This is a genomic window from Bordetella bronchiseptica, assembly GCF_900636925.1.
In the GTDB taxonomy this organism is placed as follows: domain Bacteria; phylum Pseudomonadota; class Gammaproteobacteria; order Burkholderiales; family Burkholderiaceae_B; genus Bordetella; species Bordetella pertussis.
In genome coordinates this window covers 3309023-3325167 of sequence record NZ_LR134326.1, presented here as the reverse complement: position 1 = coordinate 3325167, position 16145 = coordinate 3309023, and the positions used below count along the sequence as shown (strand labels likewise).

At 69.8% G+C, this 16145-nt stretch carries 11 protein-coding genes; 6 read left to right on the top strand and 5 right to left on the bottom strand.

Going from position 1 to position 16145, the window contains the following annotated elements:
• Window positions 1–53 precede the first annotated feature (53 nt).
• From EL288_RS15425 to EL288_RS15405, 5 genes are all read right to left on the bottom strand, one after another.
• Window positions 54–1358 (bottom strand): OmpP1/FadL family transporter, encoded by a 1305-nt coding sequence (locus EL288_RS15425; protein ID WP_033459635.1) that lies wholly within the window; start codon window positions 1356–1358, stop codon window positions 54–56.
• 71 nt (window positions 1359–1429) lie between these two features.
• On the bottom strand, window positions 1430–3373 hold the full coding sequence (locus EL288_RS15420; protein ID WP_033459634.1) for a 3-hydroxyacyl-CoA dehydrogenase NAD-binding domain-containing protein: 1944 nt from the start codon (window positions 3371–3373) through the stop codon (window positions 1430–1432).
• Entirely contained in the window at window positions 3370–4662 is a 1293-nt protein-coding gene (locus EL288_RS15415) for an acetyl-CoA C-acetyltransferase (RefSeq protein ID WP_033459632.1), read from the bottom strand. The genes EL288_RS15420 and EL288_RS15415 overlap by 4 nt, the downstream gene beginning before the upstream one ends.
• A gap of 12 nt (window positions 4663–4674) precedes the next feature.
• Window positions 4675–7023: an acyl-CoA dehydrogenase gene (locus tag EL288_RS15410; protein WP_003810115.1), complete on the bottom strand. Its 2349-nt coding sequence runs from the start codon at window positions 7021–7023 to the stop codon at window positions 4675–4677.
• Between the two features lie 25 nt (window positions 7024–7048).
• Window positions 7049–7714 carry a TetR/AcrR family transcriptional regulator gene (locus EL288_RS15405; protein ID WP_033459640.1) on the bottom strand — a complete coding sequence of 222 codons (666 nt, stop codon included), beginning with the start codon at window positions 7712–7714 and terminating at the stop codon, window positions 7049–7051.
• Window positions 7715–8876: 1162 nt separating this feature from the next.
• On the opposite strand from EL288_RS15405, the gene EL288_RS15400 reads away from it, so the two are divergent.
• The 6 genes from EL288_RS15400 (at window position 8877) to EL288_RS15375 (ending at window position 16141) form a co-directional block, all read left to right on the top strand.
• Window positions 8877–9641, top strand: coding sequence for a response regulator transcription factor (locus EL288_RS15400; RefSeq protein WP_003810118.1), 765 nt, complete (start codon window positions 8877–8879; stop codon window positions 9639–9641).
• Between the two features lie 309 nt (window positions 9642–9950).
• Window positions 9951–10607, top strand: coding sequence for a response regulator transcription factor (locus EL288_RS15395; protein ID WP_003810119.1), 657 nt, complete (start codon window positions 9951–9953; stop codon window positions 10605–10607).
• 101 nt (window positions 10608–10708) lie between these two features.
• Window positions 10709–12136, top strand: coding sequence for a phosphomannomutase/phosphoglucomutase (locus EL288_RS15390; protein WP_003810121.1), 1428 nt, complete (start codon window positions 10709–10711; stop codon window positions 12134–12136).
• A 9-nt stretch (window positions 12137–12145) separates the two neighbouring features.
• Window positions 12146–13717 carry a glucose-6-phosphate isomerase gene (locus EL288_RS15385; protein WP_033459630.1) on the top strand — a complete coding sequence of 524 codons (1572 nt, stop codon included), beginning with the start codon at window positions 12146–12148 and terminating at the stop codon, window positions 13715–13717.
• 182 nt (window positions 13718–13899) lie between these two features.
• Window positions 13900–14853 (top strand): serine O-acetyltransferase EpsC, encoded by a 954-nt coding sequence (gene epsC, locus EL288_RS15380; RefSeq protein WP_003810126.1) that lies wholly within the window; start codon window positions 13900–13902, stop codon window positions 14851–14853.
• Window positions 14854–14914: 61 nt separating this feature from the next.
• Window positions 14915–16141 carry an MFS transporter gene (locus tag EL288_RS15375; RefSeq protein ID WP_003810128.1) on the top strand — a complete coding sequence of 409 codons (1227 nt, stop codon included), beginning with the start codon at window positions 14915–14917 and terminating at the stop codon, window positions 16139–16141.
• The last annotated feature ends 4 nt before the right edge of the window (window positions 16142–16145 follow it).

The window sequence follows — 16145 nt, the reverse complement described above, 5'->3', positions numbered from 1 at the left end:
GCGGCCCCGGGCGCCCGAGCCCCCGGGGTGTGGTCTTGCGGGCCGGGCCCTTGCTAGAAGCGGGCCGAAACCTGCATGCCCACGATATTGCCCTTGCTGTTGTACGTGCCGGCGACACGGCCCTTGGTCAGCGGGTTGCCCGAGGTCGTGTCGATGTCGGTGTCGCGCAGGTACAGATAGGTATAGCCCAGATCGACCGTCACGTTGTCGGTCGGCGCGTACTGCACGCCGGTCGAGAACCACCAGCGGTCGGTGTCGGGCAGCGAGGTCGGTCGGTCGGCCTCGTCGTGCACCGGCGACTGGTCGAAGGCGACGCCGAACTTCCACTTCCATTGTGCCGCGAACTGGTAGTTGGCGCCCAGCGCCACGCGCCAGCTGTCGCGGAACTTGAGCGGCAGCTCGTCGGTCGGGCCGTTCTTGTTCTTGATCTTCAGCTCGGGGATGCTGCTCCAGCCGGTCCAGGAGATGTCGCCCAGCAGCTCCCAGCGGTCGTTGAGCTGGTGCGACACGCTCAGGATGAGCGAGTCCGGCAGGTCCACCGACGCCTTGGCGTCGTACGAGGCCGAGGCGCTGCGCCCGCCCGGCAGGGCGATGTTGTCCACGTCCGTGTTGCCGCTGGCGGTGTGCTTGATGCGCGAACGGTAGGACAGGCCGACGCGGGTGGCGTCGGTGGGCTGCAGCATGAAACCCACGTTCCAGCCCCAGGCGTCGCCGTCCATGTCCAGCGTGGCGTCGCCGTTGGTGAACATGGGCAGCCCGGGCACGGGCTGCACCACGGTCTTCTTCTTGTAGGTGGCGTCGATGCGCTGCCAGTTGATGCCAAAGCCCATCGAGAAGCGGTCGTTGACCTTGTACGCGATCGACGGGTTGATGTTGATGGTCTTGATGTCGAACTTGTTGGAGTGGTACTGGCCCGCCCAGCCGCTGTCGTACTTGGTCATCAGGCCGAACGGCGCGCCCATGCCCAGGCCCAGCCACCACTGGTCGGCCACCTGCCATGAGACGTAGGCGTTGGGCACGACGCCCAGGCTGCCGGCATCGCCGCCGTTGCCGCCGGCGGGCCTGCCGCCGCCCAGCAGCGTGGGGTCGCGGCTGTCGCCGTTGTCCGAGAATTTGAACGAAGGCCAGATGGCGTTGACACCGCCCGACACGTTCACGCCGGGCAGATAGGTCATGCCGGCTGGATTGAAGTACATGATGCTGGCGTTTTCCGGGTTTGCCGCCGAGCCGGCGTAGGCGTTGCCCAGCCCGCTGGCGTTCTGTTCGAGCAACTGGAAACCGGCCGAGTGCGCGGCGCCGGCCGCCAGGCCGGCCAGCGCCGCAACCAGTGTTTTCAAGGTCACCGATCGTCCATTCATGGGTTCTGTCTCCTCGCGTTGTGACGTGACTGCCTTGCTTGGGGACGGCTTTCCGCTCTTGGTTCGCCGTGCTAAGGCCGCTGGACGGCTTCTCGTTGACTTGCGTATTGCAGCGGGCCGCCCGTGTAGGGGGCAAAGCCCGTGCCGAAAATCGCGCCCGCGTCGGCCAGGTCCGCATCGGCCACCACGCCGGCGGCCACGCGCTCGCGGGCGCTGTCGATCAGGGGCTGGAGCAGGCGGTCGACCAGCCCTGGCGGCACGCCGCGCGCGGCCGGCTTGACCGCCTTGCCGTCGCGCCAGGCATAAAAGCCGCGGCCGCTCTTGCGGCCCAGTTCCTTGCGCGCCAGGCGTTCGGCCAGGCAGCGCGGCGGCGCTTGCTCGCCGGTGAGCTGGGCGCCGGCGGCCGCCGCGATGTCCAGCCCGACGGTGTCGGCCAGCTCGAGCGGCCCCATCGGCATGCCGAAGGCGGCCATGGCGGCGTCGATGGCCGCCGGCGCCATGCCCTCGTCGACGCAGCGCATCGCTTCCAGCATGTAGGGCGCCAGCACCGCATTGACCAGGAAACCCGGCGCGTCGCGCACGGGCAGCGGCAGCTTGCCGATGCGGCCGATGAAGGCGCAGGCCCGCGCCAGCGCGCGCGGATCGCCGTCGGCGGCGAGCACGACTTCGACCAGCGGCATGCGCGCCACCGGGTTGAAGAAATGGATGCCGACCAGCCGCTGCGGCTGGTCGAGGACCTGGGCCAGCCCGGCCAGCGACAGGCTGGAGGTATTGGTGGCCAGCAGGGCGCCCGGTTTCAGGCGCGGTTCGAGCTGGCGGTAGAGGGCCTGCTTGGCCTGGGCGTTCTCGCTGATGGCCTCGATGACCAGGTCGGCTTGCGCCACGCCATCGCCCTGGGGGTCGGGAACCAGGCGGTCGAAGGCGGCGCGCGCGGCGCGCCGGTCCTTCAGCTTGCGGGCGAAGAAGGCGCCGGCGCGCGCCAGCGCCGGCGCGATGCGCGCCATGTCCTGGTCTTGCAGCGTGACGGTCAACCCGCGGTAGGCGCACCAGGCGGCGATATCGCCGCCCATGACGCCGGCGCCCACCACGTGCACGCGCCGCACGGGCGCGTCGACGGCGGCCTTGCCGTAGCCCTTGAGCCGTTCCTGCAGGCGGAACACGCGTAGCAGCTGGCGCGCCGTGTCCGAAGCCAGGATGCCGTCTATCAGGTCGGGCGCATGCAGGGCGTTGCCGCCGTGGCGCGCCCAGATGTCGATGATGGCGCGCGGGGCGGGGTAGTGGCCCTGCGGATCCTTGGCGGCCACGCCCTGGCGCGCGCGGCGCGCCGCCAGCGCCTTGAGCGGCCAGCGGTTCAGCCAGGCCGGCAGGCCGCGCGCGCGGCGCGGCGCTCGGCCCGACAGCACGGTGGCGCGGGCGGCGGCCTGCAGCAGCCGCGGCGGCACGCGCGCGTCGACCAGGCCCAGCGCCGCGGCGCGGCGCGCGTCGACCCGGCGTCCGGTCAGCATCATGTCCAGCGCGGCCGGCGCGCCGATCAGCGCCGGCAGGCGCCGCATGCCGCCCCAGCCGGGGAAAATGCCCAGCATGGCTTCCGGCAGCCCCAGCGCGGTGTCGGCGTCGTCGGCGGCGATGCGGTAGCGGCAGGCCAGCGCCAGTTCCAGGCCGCCGCCCAGGCAGTGGCCGCGTATCAGCGCCAGCGTGGGGTACGGCGTCGCCGCCAGCCGGTTGAACAGCTGCCAGCCGCGCGCGACCAGTTCGCGCGCCTGCTGCGGCGTCTGCAGCGCGCCGAATTCGTTGATGTCGGCGCCGACGATGAAGCCGTTCTCCTTGCCCGACAGAATGACCAGTCCCTTGGGCGGCTGGGCCTGCAGGGCGTCGAGCACCGCGGCGAGTTCGGCCATGACTTCGGCCGACAGCGAGTTCGCGGCGGCGTCGGCGCGCGCCAGCGCCAGCCATGCCAGGCCGTCGGCTTCACGGTGCAGGCGCCAGTGGGTGTAGGCCAGGTCGGGCGTGTTCATGCGCGCTCCTCGAGGTTTTCGACCAGCATGGCCCCGCCCTGGCCGCCGCCGATGCAGATGGCGGCCATGCCGTGGCGCATGCCGCGCGCCTTCAGGGCCTGCAGCAGGTGCAGCACGATGCGCGCGCCCGAGGCGCCCACCGGATGGCCCAGCGCGATGGCGCCGCCGTCCACGTTCAGGCGGTCCTGGTCCAGGCGGCCCCAGGCCCCGGTGCCGAAGTGTTCGCGGCAATAGGCCTCGTCGTCCCAGGCCGCCAGGCAGGCCAGCACCTGCGCGGCGAAGGCTTCGTTGATTTCCCACAGGTCCAGGTCGTGCAGGCCCAGTCCATGCCGCTGCATGATGGGCGTGGCCGCGTGCACCGGCCCCAGGCCCATCTGGGCCGGATCCAGGCCGGCCCACTGGCTGTCGAGGATGCGCCCCAGCGGGCGCAGCCCCCATTTGCGGACCGCGGCCTCCGAAGCCAGCAGCAGCATGGCCGCGCCGTCGGTGACCTGCGAGCTGTTGCCGGCCGTGATGTTGCCCCACGGCTTGTCGAACGCCGGGCGCAGGCGCGCCAGGCGTTGCGGGGTGGAGTCGTCGCGCACGCCATCGTCGTCGGGGTAGACGGCGCCGCGCGTATCGGCCAGCGGCACGATCTCGCCCAGCCGGCCGGCTTCGCGCGCGGCCAGCACGCGCAGGTGGCTGCGCGCCGCGTAGGCGTCCATGGCGGCGCGGTCGATGCCGAAGCGGGTGGCCAGGTTCTCGGCCGTCTGTCCCATCGACAGGCCCACCACCGGATCGGTCAGGCCCTTGAGCAGGCCGATGACCGGCGCCAGGTAGCGCAGGCGCAGCGCGCCCAGCGCGCGCAGCCGGGCGCCCAGGCCGCGCGTGCCATACCAGCGCGCCAGCCACTTGACCATGTCGTCGGAGAACAGCAGCGGCGCGCGCGACAGCGCGTCGGTGCCGCCGGCCAGCACCAGGCTGCTGCGGCCCAGCTGCAGATTGGCGATGGCCGAATCGAGGGCCTGCATGCCGGAGGCGCAATTGCGCATCACCGTCCACCCGGGCACGCGGTTGCCGCAGCCCAGCCGCAGGGCGATGACGCGGCCGATATTGACTTCGTCGGGCGAGGGCGCCGCGCAGCCGACGATGACTTCGTCCAGGTCGGTGGGGGCGAAAGGCTGGCGCAGCAGCAGCGCGCGGCCGGCCTGCACGGCCAGGTCGGCGGCCGAGAACGGTCCGGGGCCGTTGCGCGCCTTCAGGAAGGGGCTGCGCGTGCCGTCGACGATGTATACCGGTTGAAAACGCATGCCTGTCGCTCCTTATGCCGCCTGGCGTCGCGCCGCCGGCCTGAGTGCGCCGGTAATGCCGTAATCGAAGGGAAAATCGTCCACGCCGATGACGCGGTCGCGCAAGCGGTTGCGTCGTTCGACGAGGCGGTAATCGTCCTCGTCGAGCACGCCGGCGGCGTGGGCGGCCTGGGCGATGTCGCGCACATTGGCGCGCGGATCGCCTTCGAGGTCGCCGGATTTCTCGGCGGCGCGGATGCGCGCCTCGAGGGGTTCGGCCGCGATCGCCGCCGCCAGGGCCTGTTCCAGCGCGCCCACCGGCTCGTCCTCATTGGCGGGGATGAAGCAGCTGGCGGTCAGGCGGTCGCGCGCCGCGCCGGGGGCGATCAGCAACTGCGCCACCGCCTGGCCCAGCCTGTCGTCCGGCTCGGCCTGGGGATGTCCCCATGGGAAGATGATACGTCGCATCGTCCAGGCCACCAACCGGTTGGGCAGATTGTCCAGCACGCCTTCGAAGGCCTGCTGCAGCCGGTACAGCGCGTCGCGCACGGCCCAATGCGCCAGGGGCTCGTCCTCGGCCTGGCGGCCGTCGTCCTCGAAACGCTTGAGCACCGCGCTGGCCAGGTACATCTGCGCCAGGATGTCGCCCAGCCGCGCCGACAGCCGCTCGCGCCGCTTCAGGCTGCCGCCCAGCGCCAGCATGCAGGCGTCGGCCAGCAGCGCGAAGGCGCTGCTGTAGCGCGACAGCGCGCGATAGTAGGCGTGCATCGAAGGCGCCGCCGCGCGCGGGGCGCGGCTCAGCCGCGCGCCGCTCAGCGCGCCGCCCAGCGCCCGCAGCGCGTTGCCGGCCACGTGGCGGGCATGGCCCCACAGCGCGCGGTCGAACTCGCGCAGGCCGCGCGCGGCGTCGGGGTCCTGCGCCGCGCGCATTTCGGCCAGCACGTAGGGATGGCAGCGGATCGCGCCCTGGCCGAAGATGATCAGGCTGCGCGTGAGAATGTTGGCGCCTTCCACCGTGATGCCGATCGGCAGTTGCTGGTAGGCGCGGCCCAGGAAGTTCGACGGACCCAGGCAGATGCCCTTGCCGCCGCTGATGTCCATGCCGTCGTTGACCACCTGGCGGGCGCGTTCGGTGACGTGGTATTTGACGATGGCCGATGCCACGGCGGGCTTTTCGCCCAGGTCCACGGCGCCGGCCGTCATGACGCGCGCCGCGTCCATCAGGTAGGTGTGGCCGCCGATGCGCGCCAGCGCCTCCTCCACGCCTTCGAATTTGCCCACCGGCATGCGGAACTGGCTGCGCACCCGCGCATAGGCGCCCACGGCGCGCGCGGTCAGCTGGGCCATGCCTGCGTTGGACGACGGCAGCGAGATCGAGCGGCCCGCCGCCAGGCATTCCATCAGCATGCGCCAGCCCTGGCCGGCCATGGCGGGCCCGCCGATGATGAACTCCAGCGGCATGAATACGTCCGTGCCGCGGGTGGGGCCGTTCATGAACATCGCGTTGAGCGGAAAATGGCGCCGGCCGGTGTCGACGCCGGGATGATCGTGCGGCACCAGTGCGCAGGTGATGCCGAGATCCTTGCGTCCGCCCAGCAGGCCGTCCGGGTCGTACAGGCGAAACGCCAGCCCCAGCAGCGTGCAGACGGGCGCCAGCGTGATGTAGCGCTTGTCCCAGGTGACGCGCATGCCCAGGACTTCCTGGCCTTGCCACTGGCCCTTGCAGACCGTGCCGTGGTCGGGAATGGCGGCCGCGTCCGAGCCGGCCCACGGGCTGGTGAGCGCGAAGGCCGGTATTTCCTCGCCGCGGGCCAGGCGCGGCAGGTAGTGGCGCTTCTGCGCCTCGGTGCCGTAGTGCAGCAACAGTTCGGCCGGCCCCAGCGAGTTGGGCACCATGACCGACACCGCCAGCGCCGACGAGCGCGTCGACAGCTTGGTGACGATCGCCGAATGCGCATGGGCGCAGAAGCCCAGGCCGCCGTATTCCTTCGGAATGATCATGCCCAGGAAACCCTGTTCCCTGATGTAGGCCCATACCTGCGGCGGCAGATCGAAACGCTCGTGGGTAATGTGCCAGTCATCGACCAGGCGGCACGCCTGTTCGGTCTCGTGGTCGAGAAAGCGCTGTTCGGCCGCGCTCAGGACCGGACGCGGATAGTCCAGCAGCTTGCGCCAATCCGGGCGGCCGCCGAACAACTCGCCTTCCCACCACACGGTGCCAGCCTCCAGGGCCTCGCGTTCCGTGTCGGACATGGCAGGCAGCACCTTGCGGTAGGCCGCCAGGATGGGGCGGCTCAGCAGGGCGCGCCGCAGCGGCCCGATGCCCAGCAGCGCCGCGGCCAGCAGCGCCGCGCCCGACAACACGACCAGTACAGCGTTCATGCTCCAGCCTCCGCAAGAAATGGGCCTAAGGCAGTTCGGGCAGGGGCGCCCGCAGCCCGCCCAGCAGGAAGCTGAGCAGGCGGGGCAGCAGCCAATGCGGGTTGTCGGGCGGTTCGGCCTGGTCGAATGTCCAGCCGGTCACGAAACGCAGGGTGTCGGTGCCCATGATGGCGTACGACGTGGCGCCCAGCATGAACTGGAAGCGCCACATGATTTCGGCGCGCGGCACGCCCGGCAGCGCCGCGAACAGCGCGTTCTTGTAGCGCTCCATGACGTCGGCGTACTCCTCGGCGAACAGCGTCCGGATGAAGCCGCTGGGGTCGGTCATGGTGCGTTCGAGCAGGGGCAGGAAGGACTTGCCCGCGTGGTTGGGGCTGGCGGCCAGGCGCAGCAGGGTGCCGAAGAAGGCATCGACGATCTGCGACGGCTTGAGCGGGGTGCCGCCGGCGGCGGCCTCGAGTTCATCGAGCAGGCGCAGGCGCTCGCGGTTGACCTCCTCCAGCCTGCGCTTGAGCACGGCCTGGACCAGCGCCTCCTTGGAGCCGAAGTGGTAATTGACCGCCGCCAGGTTGACGCCCGCCGCGCTGGTGATCTGCCGCATCGAGGTGCCGTCGTGGCCTTGTTGCGCGAACAGCTGCTCGGCGGTTTCGAGAATGATCTCGCGCGTCGAAGTGGATTTCAGTTCGTTCATGGCGCCCTGATTCATACGTTCGTTTGAATTAATTATAGGGAGCGGAACGCGGCAAAAGGCCTAGAGGCTATCCCGGATAGGGTAGACCCTAGGAATGGCCATGGATGAGGGAAGGGGCGGGCGCGGCTGATGCCGGCGGCAGTAGCCGGGAATAATATTTTTGCAACGCAGCATCGGTATGAGGCAAATACTGTTTCAACCCTCTATTTATGAGACCTCTGTCTCTCGTGGCGCGGAATTGTTTTGTAATTATTTTGTATACAAAGATCGGAAACCCATATCGTCGACCTGGCCGGCGTACACCCTTTTATTATCTCGTCCAGCGCGCCGCGCCACCCCGGAAAGCCAGGCTGCGCCTGGGACAGATGCGCCGGCCTGGCCAGGAAGGACACCGGTTGTGTACCAAGGCGGTACTCCGCGCGACGAAAAAGAACGGATTTATTTTCTGCAACCGGGAAGTCATTTTTATATCCGAAGCAATAATCATGGCGCGCATTTCCGGTAAATCGGAAGGCCGTGGCGACAGGAGAAACGGCCGGTAAATTCGGCACACGAGGTGTGTCCGGACCACGCCGGCCGGCGGCCGCGGGCGCCGAGTTCACCAAGGGGATTCCCTCGCCAGCAGGGGGCGGGGCGGGCCGTGCCGGCCGGCCGGCGTAATGCCTGGAATACTGCCTGGAGGGCTACGGTTTTTTTATAACAAAGTTATTTGCCTGATCTGGCTTGAATAAGCGCATGATATCTTTTGGCGAGTACGGAAATATATTTCTTATTATTTCTGCGGATTGCGCTGTTTCTCTCCCGCCAAGACGGGCCGTGCGCGGGTCCATGACCCATAAAGAGAATAGAATCGTTGCTCCATGCGGCTTTCCAGGCGGTGTGGAGGGTTTCTTCGAGATGTGGAAAAGGTGGGATGAGGGCTGCGATCAGGGTCGACCCTAGTGTTTAGTTCTTCCGGACGACATGGTTTTTCTGGGATTAATTCGGCGTAAGCCTGCTTGCTTTTACCAAATCCGACAAATATTATGATTTCATGCCATTTGCCGAATGGCTGGCGGAAGTAAGCCGGTTGAAGTAGAGAGTGTGCATCATTGGTGCGATGCAATATTCGGGGTCGGCGGCAGATGGCAGGGCAGCCTTCAGTGCAGCGAAGGTTCCGTTCATGTGGAAGAACAAGAGTGAGGAAACCATGGCCAAAATGGTACTCATTGAAGCGCACCCACTGTTGCGACTCGGTCTCTGGCAAATCCTGAGCGAGCTCGACGACATTTGGGAAATACAGGGAATGGGGGTGGCGGATCTGTCCAAGGCGGACGCCACGCAGTCGGAGGCCGACTTGCTGATATACGGCCTGCCAACCGACCCGGACCTGGCAGTGGGTGCGCTGAGTGAAATCCAGAGTGTGTTGTCGCCCAAGCGGATCCTGTTGCTGAGCGACATCATGCCTTTGCCGATTCCAATGCAGGCGCTGCCGGTCAATGCGGTCTGCGGCTGCCTGCCCAAGACCGCGCCGGTGGAGGTGCTTGAAGCGGCCATCCGCCTGGTGATGGCGGGCGGCCAGTGCTTCCCCGGCGAGCAGGCCCTGCAGCCTGCCATCGCGGCGGGCTATCCCTCGGCCATGCGCGTCACCAATGACGGCGTCAAACCCACCATGCCGATCTCGACCGGCGCCCAGTTGCTGCAGATCACGCCGCGCCAGTACGAGGTGCTGGTGCTGCTGGCGCGAGGCTACCCGATCAAGACAGTCAGCCGCATGCTCAATATTTCCGTGGCGACCGCCAAGACCCATGCATGCACGCTGTATCAGCGCCTGCATGTGAAGAACAAGGGCGAGGCGGTCTATACGGCGTTGCAGCGCGGGGCGACGCTGGAGTGGGCCGAGGCCGGCGCGCGCGAAGCCGAGCGACCGACCTATGTCTGCCGCTAGGGCAGGCTTGCCGGCCGCCGTCACGCGAGTGGCTGTCGACCGGTAGCCATCCTCCCGGCCAAAAGATAGGGCTCATTCATTCTCCTGAAGGAGAGGCATGCATGGTTGCCGCTGATAGCATGAATCTCATCTGCATACACACGCCTGCGTGGCCCCGGCAGCGGGGCGCCACGCGTGGCGCGGGTGACAGATGGAGATTCCCGCGCAAGCGCCCGCAGGCCGTCGGCCTCGACCATGCATACGTCGTATCGCAGGTGCGCATGGGCATGCGCGGGTCCGACCCGGACTCGCCGCTAAAGGCCCGTGCGCATGACGACCGTTCTCATCGAAGACTATGCGTTGTTGCGAATCGCCATCCAGCACGTGCTGGAGCATGGGCGCGGCGCCGGACAGGTACGGGCGCTCGCTTCCGCCGAACTGGAGGCCGTGGCGAGCAGCGTGGACCGGCCGCCGGAACTGGCGATCCTGGGCTGTTCGGGCGTGAGCGAGCACGACCAGCTGATGCTCACGCGCGTTATCGCGACGCTGGCGCCGCGCAACATGCTGCTGCTGTATCCCGAGCTCGATCTGGCGGTGCTCACGGCGGCCGCGCGCGCCGGCGTGGCGGGCTATGTGGCCAAGTCGCTCAGCCCCGACGCGCTGGGCGCGGCGATCAGCCTGGTGATGGCCGGCGGCCAATGCTACCCGCTGCCGGTGCAGGCCAGCGCGACGCCGGTGCGCGGCGCCATGCAGCTGACCCAGCGGCAGGAACAGATACTGCGCCTGATGGTGCAAGGCAAGACCATGCGCGAGATCAGCCGCGAGGTCGGCACGTCCGTGGCCACCGTCAAGAGCCATGCGCGCACGCTGTACTGGAAGCTGAACGCGCGCAACCAGGCCGCGGCCGCCTATGCCGCCGTCAGCCTGGGGCTGGTGCCAGGCCTGCGCGAGGACAAGGATACCGGCCCGGCGGACCCGCCGGCGTAGTCCGTCTGCCGGAGAGGCGAGGACGGCAAAACACGGTGCAATGCGGCTACCGCCGCTGGCGTGCCTGAACCGGCGACGGCCATTATTCGCGCGAAATCTTTATGGATACGCCCACCATGCACGGATCTTTCGACTGGGACGGCTCGCGAACCGGCGCCGGGGTCTTCGGGCCCTACGATATCCGCGGCCGCACAGGCGAGGAGATCGATGCCGGATTCGCCCACGCGCTCGGCCTGACGCTCGGACGGCGCGCCGTGGCCACGCATGCGGGCGCGGTGGTGGTCGGGCGCGACGCCACCTTGAGCAGCGTCGCGCTGGCGGCGGCGCTGCAGGCGGGCATACGCGCCGCCGGCACGCACGTCATCGACATCGGGCGGGTCACCACGCCCATGATGTACTACGCCACCCGCCTGACCGAGACCGGCGCGGGCGTGGCCGTGACAGGCCGGCGCGACGGGCAGGCCCACAGCAGTTTCAAGATCATGATGCATGGCGCCGCGCTGTACGGCGCCGGGCTGGGCGAGTTGCGCGAGGCCATGATCGAGGCCGACGGCGCCGCCGACGCGGCCGAGTCGCCGGGCGCGCGCCGGCAGCTGGCCGTGCTGCCCTGCTATCAGGCGCGGTTGTTGTCCGACATCCGGCTGCGCCGCCCGCTCAAGGTGGCGCTGGACTGCGGCCACGGCGTCACCAGCCTGTATGCGCCGGACCTGCTGCGCGAGCTGGGCTGCGAGGTGACGGCGCTGTTCGCCGACGGCGACCCGGGGCCGGCCGACCATCCCGCCAACCCGGGCGACCCGCGCAACCTGCAGGACCTGATCTATTGCCTGCGCTATTCGGACTGCGAAGTGGGGCTGGCGTTCGACGGCGACGGCGACCGCCTGGCGGTGGTGTCCAAGAGCGGCGAAATCATCTGGGCCGATCGGCTGCTGGTGCTGCTGGCGCGCGACGTGCTGGCGCGGCGCCCGGGCGCATCGGTGATCTACGACGTCAAGTGCGGCCGCCTGGCCCCGCGTGGCATCGAGCAGGCGGGCGGCGAGCCGCTGATCTGGAAATCCGGGCCGGGGCAGATCAAGGCGCGCATGCAGGAGACCGGCGCGCTGCTGGCCGGCGAAATGAGCGGGCGCCTGTATTTCAAGGACCGCTGGTACGGTTTCGACGATGCGATCTATGCGGCCGCGCGCGTGCTGGAGCTGCTCTCGGGCGTGGCCGATGCGACGGCGTTGCTGACGCAGGCGCCGGCGTCGTTCACGGCGCCCGAGACGCGGGTGGCGCTGCCCGAGGCGGACCTGCAGGCCATCCTGGCGGCCATGCAGGTGCGCGGCGGCTTCCCTGGCGCGCGGCGCATCACGTACCTGGACGGCGTGCGCGTGGACTACGACGACGGCTTCGGCCTGGTCCGCCAGGCATGCGGCGCCGCGGTCCTGGCGCTGCGCTTCGAAGGCGACACGGCCGCCGCGCTGGCGCGCATCCAGGCCGAGTTCCGGCGCGAACTGGCGCGCATCGCGCCGCATCTGTCCATTACCTTCTGAGAGGCTCGCATGCCGGAAAACGCCCAGCCCCATGCGGTCATCCCCGCCGCGGACCTCCAGCTTTCGGCGCAAAGCCCGCAGTGGCGCGTGTTCGCCGCGGCGGCGCCCGGCGCGTCGCTGGTGGCGCGCCCGCTGCGCGTCATCGAGGCGGCGGGCATTTATGTGGACCTGAGCATGCAACGCCACAGCAGCGCGCTGGCCCAGGCCGGCCTGGCGCTGCTGCAGGCGCGCGACGTGCTGGGCGCGCGCGCCGCGTTGTTCGCGCCGGGCGCGCCGGATGCCGCGCATGGCCGCTATCCGGTGCTGCGCGCGGGCTACGGCGCCCATCCGGAAGAGCAGTGCGACATCGAGGTCGAGATCGAATACGCGCGCATGCTGGAGTTCGTGCGCGAACTCGATCGCGGCGGCGCCTGCCCAGCGGTGCTGTATCTCGGCGGGGGGGCGGGGCAATGGGCCTTGCGGCTGGCGCTGCAGGCCTTCGGCGGGCCGGCGCAGCGCCGCCAGCTGCGCTTTGTGAGCGGCGGCGACGCAGCGGCGCTGCACGAGGCGCTGGCGGGGCTGGACCCGCGCCGTACCCTGGTGGTGGCGGCCAGCCGCGGTTTCGAACCGTCCGAGACGCTGGACAACGCGCGCGCCGCCATAGACTGGCTGCGCCGCGCCGGTATCGACGATGTCTCGGCGCACCTGGTGGCCGTCACCGGCAACGAGTCGGCGGCGCGCGCGCTGGGCGTGGCGGCCGCGCGGGTCTTCCGCCTGCCGTCCTGGCTGCAGCCGCGCCACGAGCTCTGGTCGGTGGGCGCGCTGCCGGTGGCGCTGGCGCTCGGCGTCGACATGCTCAAGGCGCTGCGCAGCGGCGCCGCCGCCATGGACCAGCATTTCCTGCAGGCCGCGCCGGCGGTCAACGCGCCGATGCAGATGGCGCTGGCCGCGGTGGCCAACACCAGCGCCATGCACTGGCCGACCCACGCGCTGGCGGTGTACAGCGCCCGCCTGGCGGCGCTGCCGGCTTGCGTGCAGCAGCTGGAAATGACCTTGGCGGGCCGCGCGCCGGCCAGCCTGCCCGCCTATCCCGTGGTCTGGAGCCCGGCCGGCGCGCCCGGACCGGGCGCGTTCTTCGAGTGGCTGCATCGGGCGCCGGCCGGCGCTCCGGTGGATTTCATCGCCGGCCTGGACGAATACCCGGCCAGCCCGCCGGCCCACCGCGCCCTGCTGGCCAATTGCCTGGCGCAGCGCGAGGCGCTGCTGCGCGGCCTGCCCGCCGGGCCGGGCCAGCCGGCTGCCGGCGGCGGCCGGCCTTCGACGCTGGTCGTGCTCAGGCAGGTCGACCCGCGCGCCGTCGGGGCCTTGCTGGCGCTGTACGAGCACAAGGCGTTCGTGCAGGCGGCGCTGTGGGGCGCCGCCCTGGGCGGCGCCGACCAGGCCCAGGCCTGTCAGCGGCTGGCGCAGGACATCGCGCGCCAATTGGCGGTGCCGCCGGCGGCCGGGCCGGTCGACTGGGGCCATGATTCGTCCACGGCGTTCTGGATCGACCGCTATCGCGAGCAGGGCGGCGCGGGCGCGGCGGCCGGCCGCACGGCATAGCCGGCCCTAAACCCTGTTGGCGTATCGGCCGCCGCGCGCAAACGACGGCGAGCGGTTACAGTTGATGCAACGGCGGCGCCGGGCGGCGCCGCGCGGCATCATCAACGAGGCTACGCCATGTTTCATCTGTTCTGTGTGACGGCCCCGGCGGCCGTCCTCACCGCCACGCCGGAGTCGCGCGCATGAGCGGTTCTTCCCATTATCCCGTCGCCAACTGGAACCTCGACGGCATCGTCTCCGGCCTGCGCGGCGCGCGCCAGGAGTGGCGCGGCCCGCGCGGCCGCCTGCGCGAGGAGTCCGAGTCGGGCGTGCGCGAGTTTCCTTCCCAGGAAAGCCTGCGCGACATCATGCGGCAACTGTTCGGCGCGCTGTTTCCCATGCGCCTGGGCCCCATCGACCTGCGCGAAGAGGTCGAGGATTTCTACGTCGGCCACACCATCGGCGCCGCGCTGGACGCGCTGCTGCACCAGGTCTGCCTGGAGCTGCAGCACCTCGGACGCGACGATCCGCAACCCTACGGACAGGTGCTCGAGCGCGCGGTCGACATCGTGCGCCGCTTCGGCGCCGAGTTGCCGGCGGTGCGCAAGGCGCTGGACCTGGACGTCACGGCCGCCTACCAGGGCGACCCGGCCGCGCGCAGCGTCGACGAGGTGCTGCTGTGCTATCCGGGCGTGACCGCCATGATCCACCACCGCCTGGCCAATGTGCTGTATCGGCTGGGCGCGCCCATGCTGGCGCGCATCGTCGCCGAGATCGCCCATTCCGACACCGGCATCGACATTCATCCGGGCGCGACCATCGGGCGCAGCTTCTTCATCGACCACGGCACGGGCGTGGTGATCGGCGAAACGGCCATCATCGGCGAGCGCGTGCGGCTCTACCAGATGGTCACGCTGGGCGCCAAGCGCTTTCCGCCGGGCGAGAACGGCGAACTCAAGAAAGGCCTGCCGCGCCATCCCATCATCGAGGACGACGTGGTCATCTACGCCGGCGCGACCATCCTGGGCCGCATCACCATCGGCCAGGGTTCGACCATCGGCGGCAATGTCTGGCTCACGCACAGCGTGCCGCCGAACAGCACCGTGACGCAGGCCGGCGCGATCAACGACATGCCCGATTGCGGCCTGGGCGGCTGAGGACGCAACCATCCCGCTTGCCCGGCCCCGGCGGCCGGGCGCGCTTTCCGGAGCAGGCGCAATGAAATCGGATTCTCCCGCCGTCAATCCGGCGCCGCCGCTGTGGCCCATCATCCTGGCCGCCGGCATCGTGCTCGGGCTGTCGCTGGGCCAGCGGCACAGTGTCGGCCTGTACCAGCTGCCGCTGGTGCAGTCGTTCGGGCTGACGCGCGAAACCTTCTCGTTCGCCATCGCCATCCAGAACATCGTCTGGGGCCTGGCGCAGCCGTTCTCCGGCTACCTGGCCGACCGCTACGGCACGGCCCGCGTGGTGGCCGGCGGCGCCTTGCTGTACGTGGCGGGCTTGCTGCTGACCACGGTGTCGGACGGACGGCTCAGCCTGACCCTGTCGGCCGGCGTGCTGGTCGGGCTGGGGCTGGCGGGCACGGCCTGGACGGTCAACGGCGTGGTGGGCCGCAGGGCGCCGGCCGCGCGCCGCTCGGCGGCGCTGGGCGCGGTCTCGGCCATGGGCGCGCTGGGGCAGTTCGTGATGCTGCCCCTGGGCATGTACCTGATCGGTGCCTTCGGCTGGCAAGGGGCGCTGGGGCTGTGCGCGGCGGTGCTGGCCTGCATGGCGCCGCTGGCCTGGCTGTTGCGCGAGGCGCCGCGCCAGCCCTCGGCCGCGCCGGCCGCGCCGGCCACCCAGTCCGGCGGCGGCGTGCGCGCCGCCCTGGGCAACCGCGACCTCTGGCTGCTGTGGCTGGGTTTCATGGCCTGCGGGTTCCACCTGGCATTCATCGCTACCCATCTGCCCGCCTATCTGGCCGACAAGGGCATAGGCGGCGGCACGGCGGCGCTGGCGCTGGGGCTGGTCGGCCTGTTCAATATCGCCGGTACGTTCTTCTTCGGCCTGATGGGCGAGCGCTATCCCAAGAAATACGTGCTGGCGTTTCTCTACCTGGTGCGCACCGCGGTGATCACGGTGTATTTCCTGGCGCCGGTCAGCCAGTTCTCCACCTTGCTGTTCGCCAGCGCGATGGGTTTCCTGTGGCTGGGCACCGCGCCGGTGACGACCGGCCTGGTGGCGCAGCTGTTCGGCCTGGGCGCGCTTTCCACGCTGTTCGGCGTGGTGTTCCTCGGGCACCAGGTCGGCAGTTTCCTGGGCGTGTGGCTGGGCGGCGTGATCTTCGACCTGTCGGGCTCGTACGATGCGGTGTGGCTGCTGTCCATCGCCATCGGCCTGTTCTCGGCCGCCATGCACCTGCCGGTGCGCGAGCCGGCGCGCCGGCTCGCGGCCGCGGCGCCGTGACGGG

What these genes read in the sequence shown, in the direction of transcription:
- EL288_RS15425 (WP_033459635.1), bottom strand. Translation starts at nt 1,358, where the DNA reads ATGAATGGACGATCGGTGACCTTGAAAACACTGGTTGCGGCGCTGGCC.
- epsC (WP_003810126.1), top strand. Translation starts at nt 13,900, where the DNA reads ATGAGCGGTTCTTCCCATTATCCCGTCGCCAACTGGAACCTCGACGGC.
- EL288_RS15420 (WP_033459634.1), bottom strand. Translation starts at nt 3,373, where the DNA reads ATGAACACGCCCGACCTGGCCTACACCCACTGGCGCCTGCACCGTGAA.
- EL288_RS15395 (WP_003810119.1), top strand. Translation starts at nt 9,951, where the DNA reads ATGACGACCGTTCTCATCGAAGACTATGCGTTGTTGCGAATCGCCATC.
- EL288_RS15405 (WP_033459640.1), bottom strand. Translation starts at nt 7,714, where the DNA reads ATGAACGAACTGAAATCCACTTCGACGCGCGAGATCATTCTCGAAACC.
- EL288_RS15410 (WP_003810115.1), bottom strand. Translation starts at nt 7,023, where the DNA reads ATGAACGCTGTACTGGTCGTGTTGTCGGGCGCGGCGCTGCTGGCCGCG.
- EL288_RS15375 (WP_003810128.1), top strand. Translation starts at nt 14,915, where the DNA reads ATGAAATCGGATTCTCCCGCCGTCAATCCGGCGCCGCCGCTGTGGCCC.
- EL288_RS15400 (WP_003810118.1), top strand. Translation starts at nt 8,877, where the DNA reads ATGTGGAAGAACAAGAGTGAGGAAACCATGGCCAAAATGGTACTCATT.
- EL288_RS15415 (WP_033459632.1), bottom strand. Translation starts at nt 4,662, where the DNA reads ATGCGTTTTCAACCGGTATACATCGTCGACGGCACGCGCAGCCCCTTC.
- EL288_RS15390 (WP_003810121.1), top strand. Translation starts at nt 10,709, where the DNA reads ATGGATACGCCCACCATGCACGGATCTTTCGACTGGGACGGCTCGCGA.
- EL288_RS15385 (WP_033459630.1), top strand. Translation starts at nt 12,146, where the DNA reads ATGCCGGAAAACGCCCAGCCCCATGCGGTCATCCCCGCCGCGGACCTC.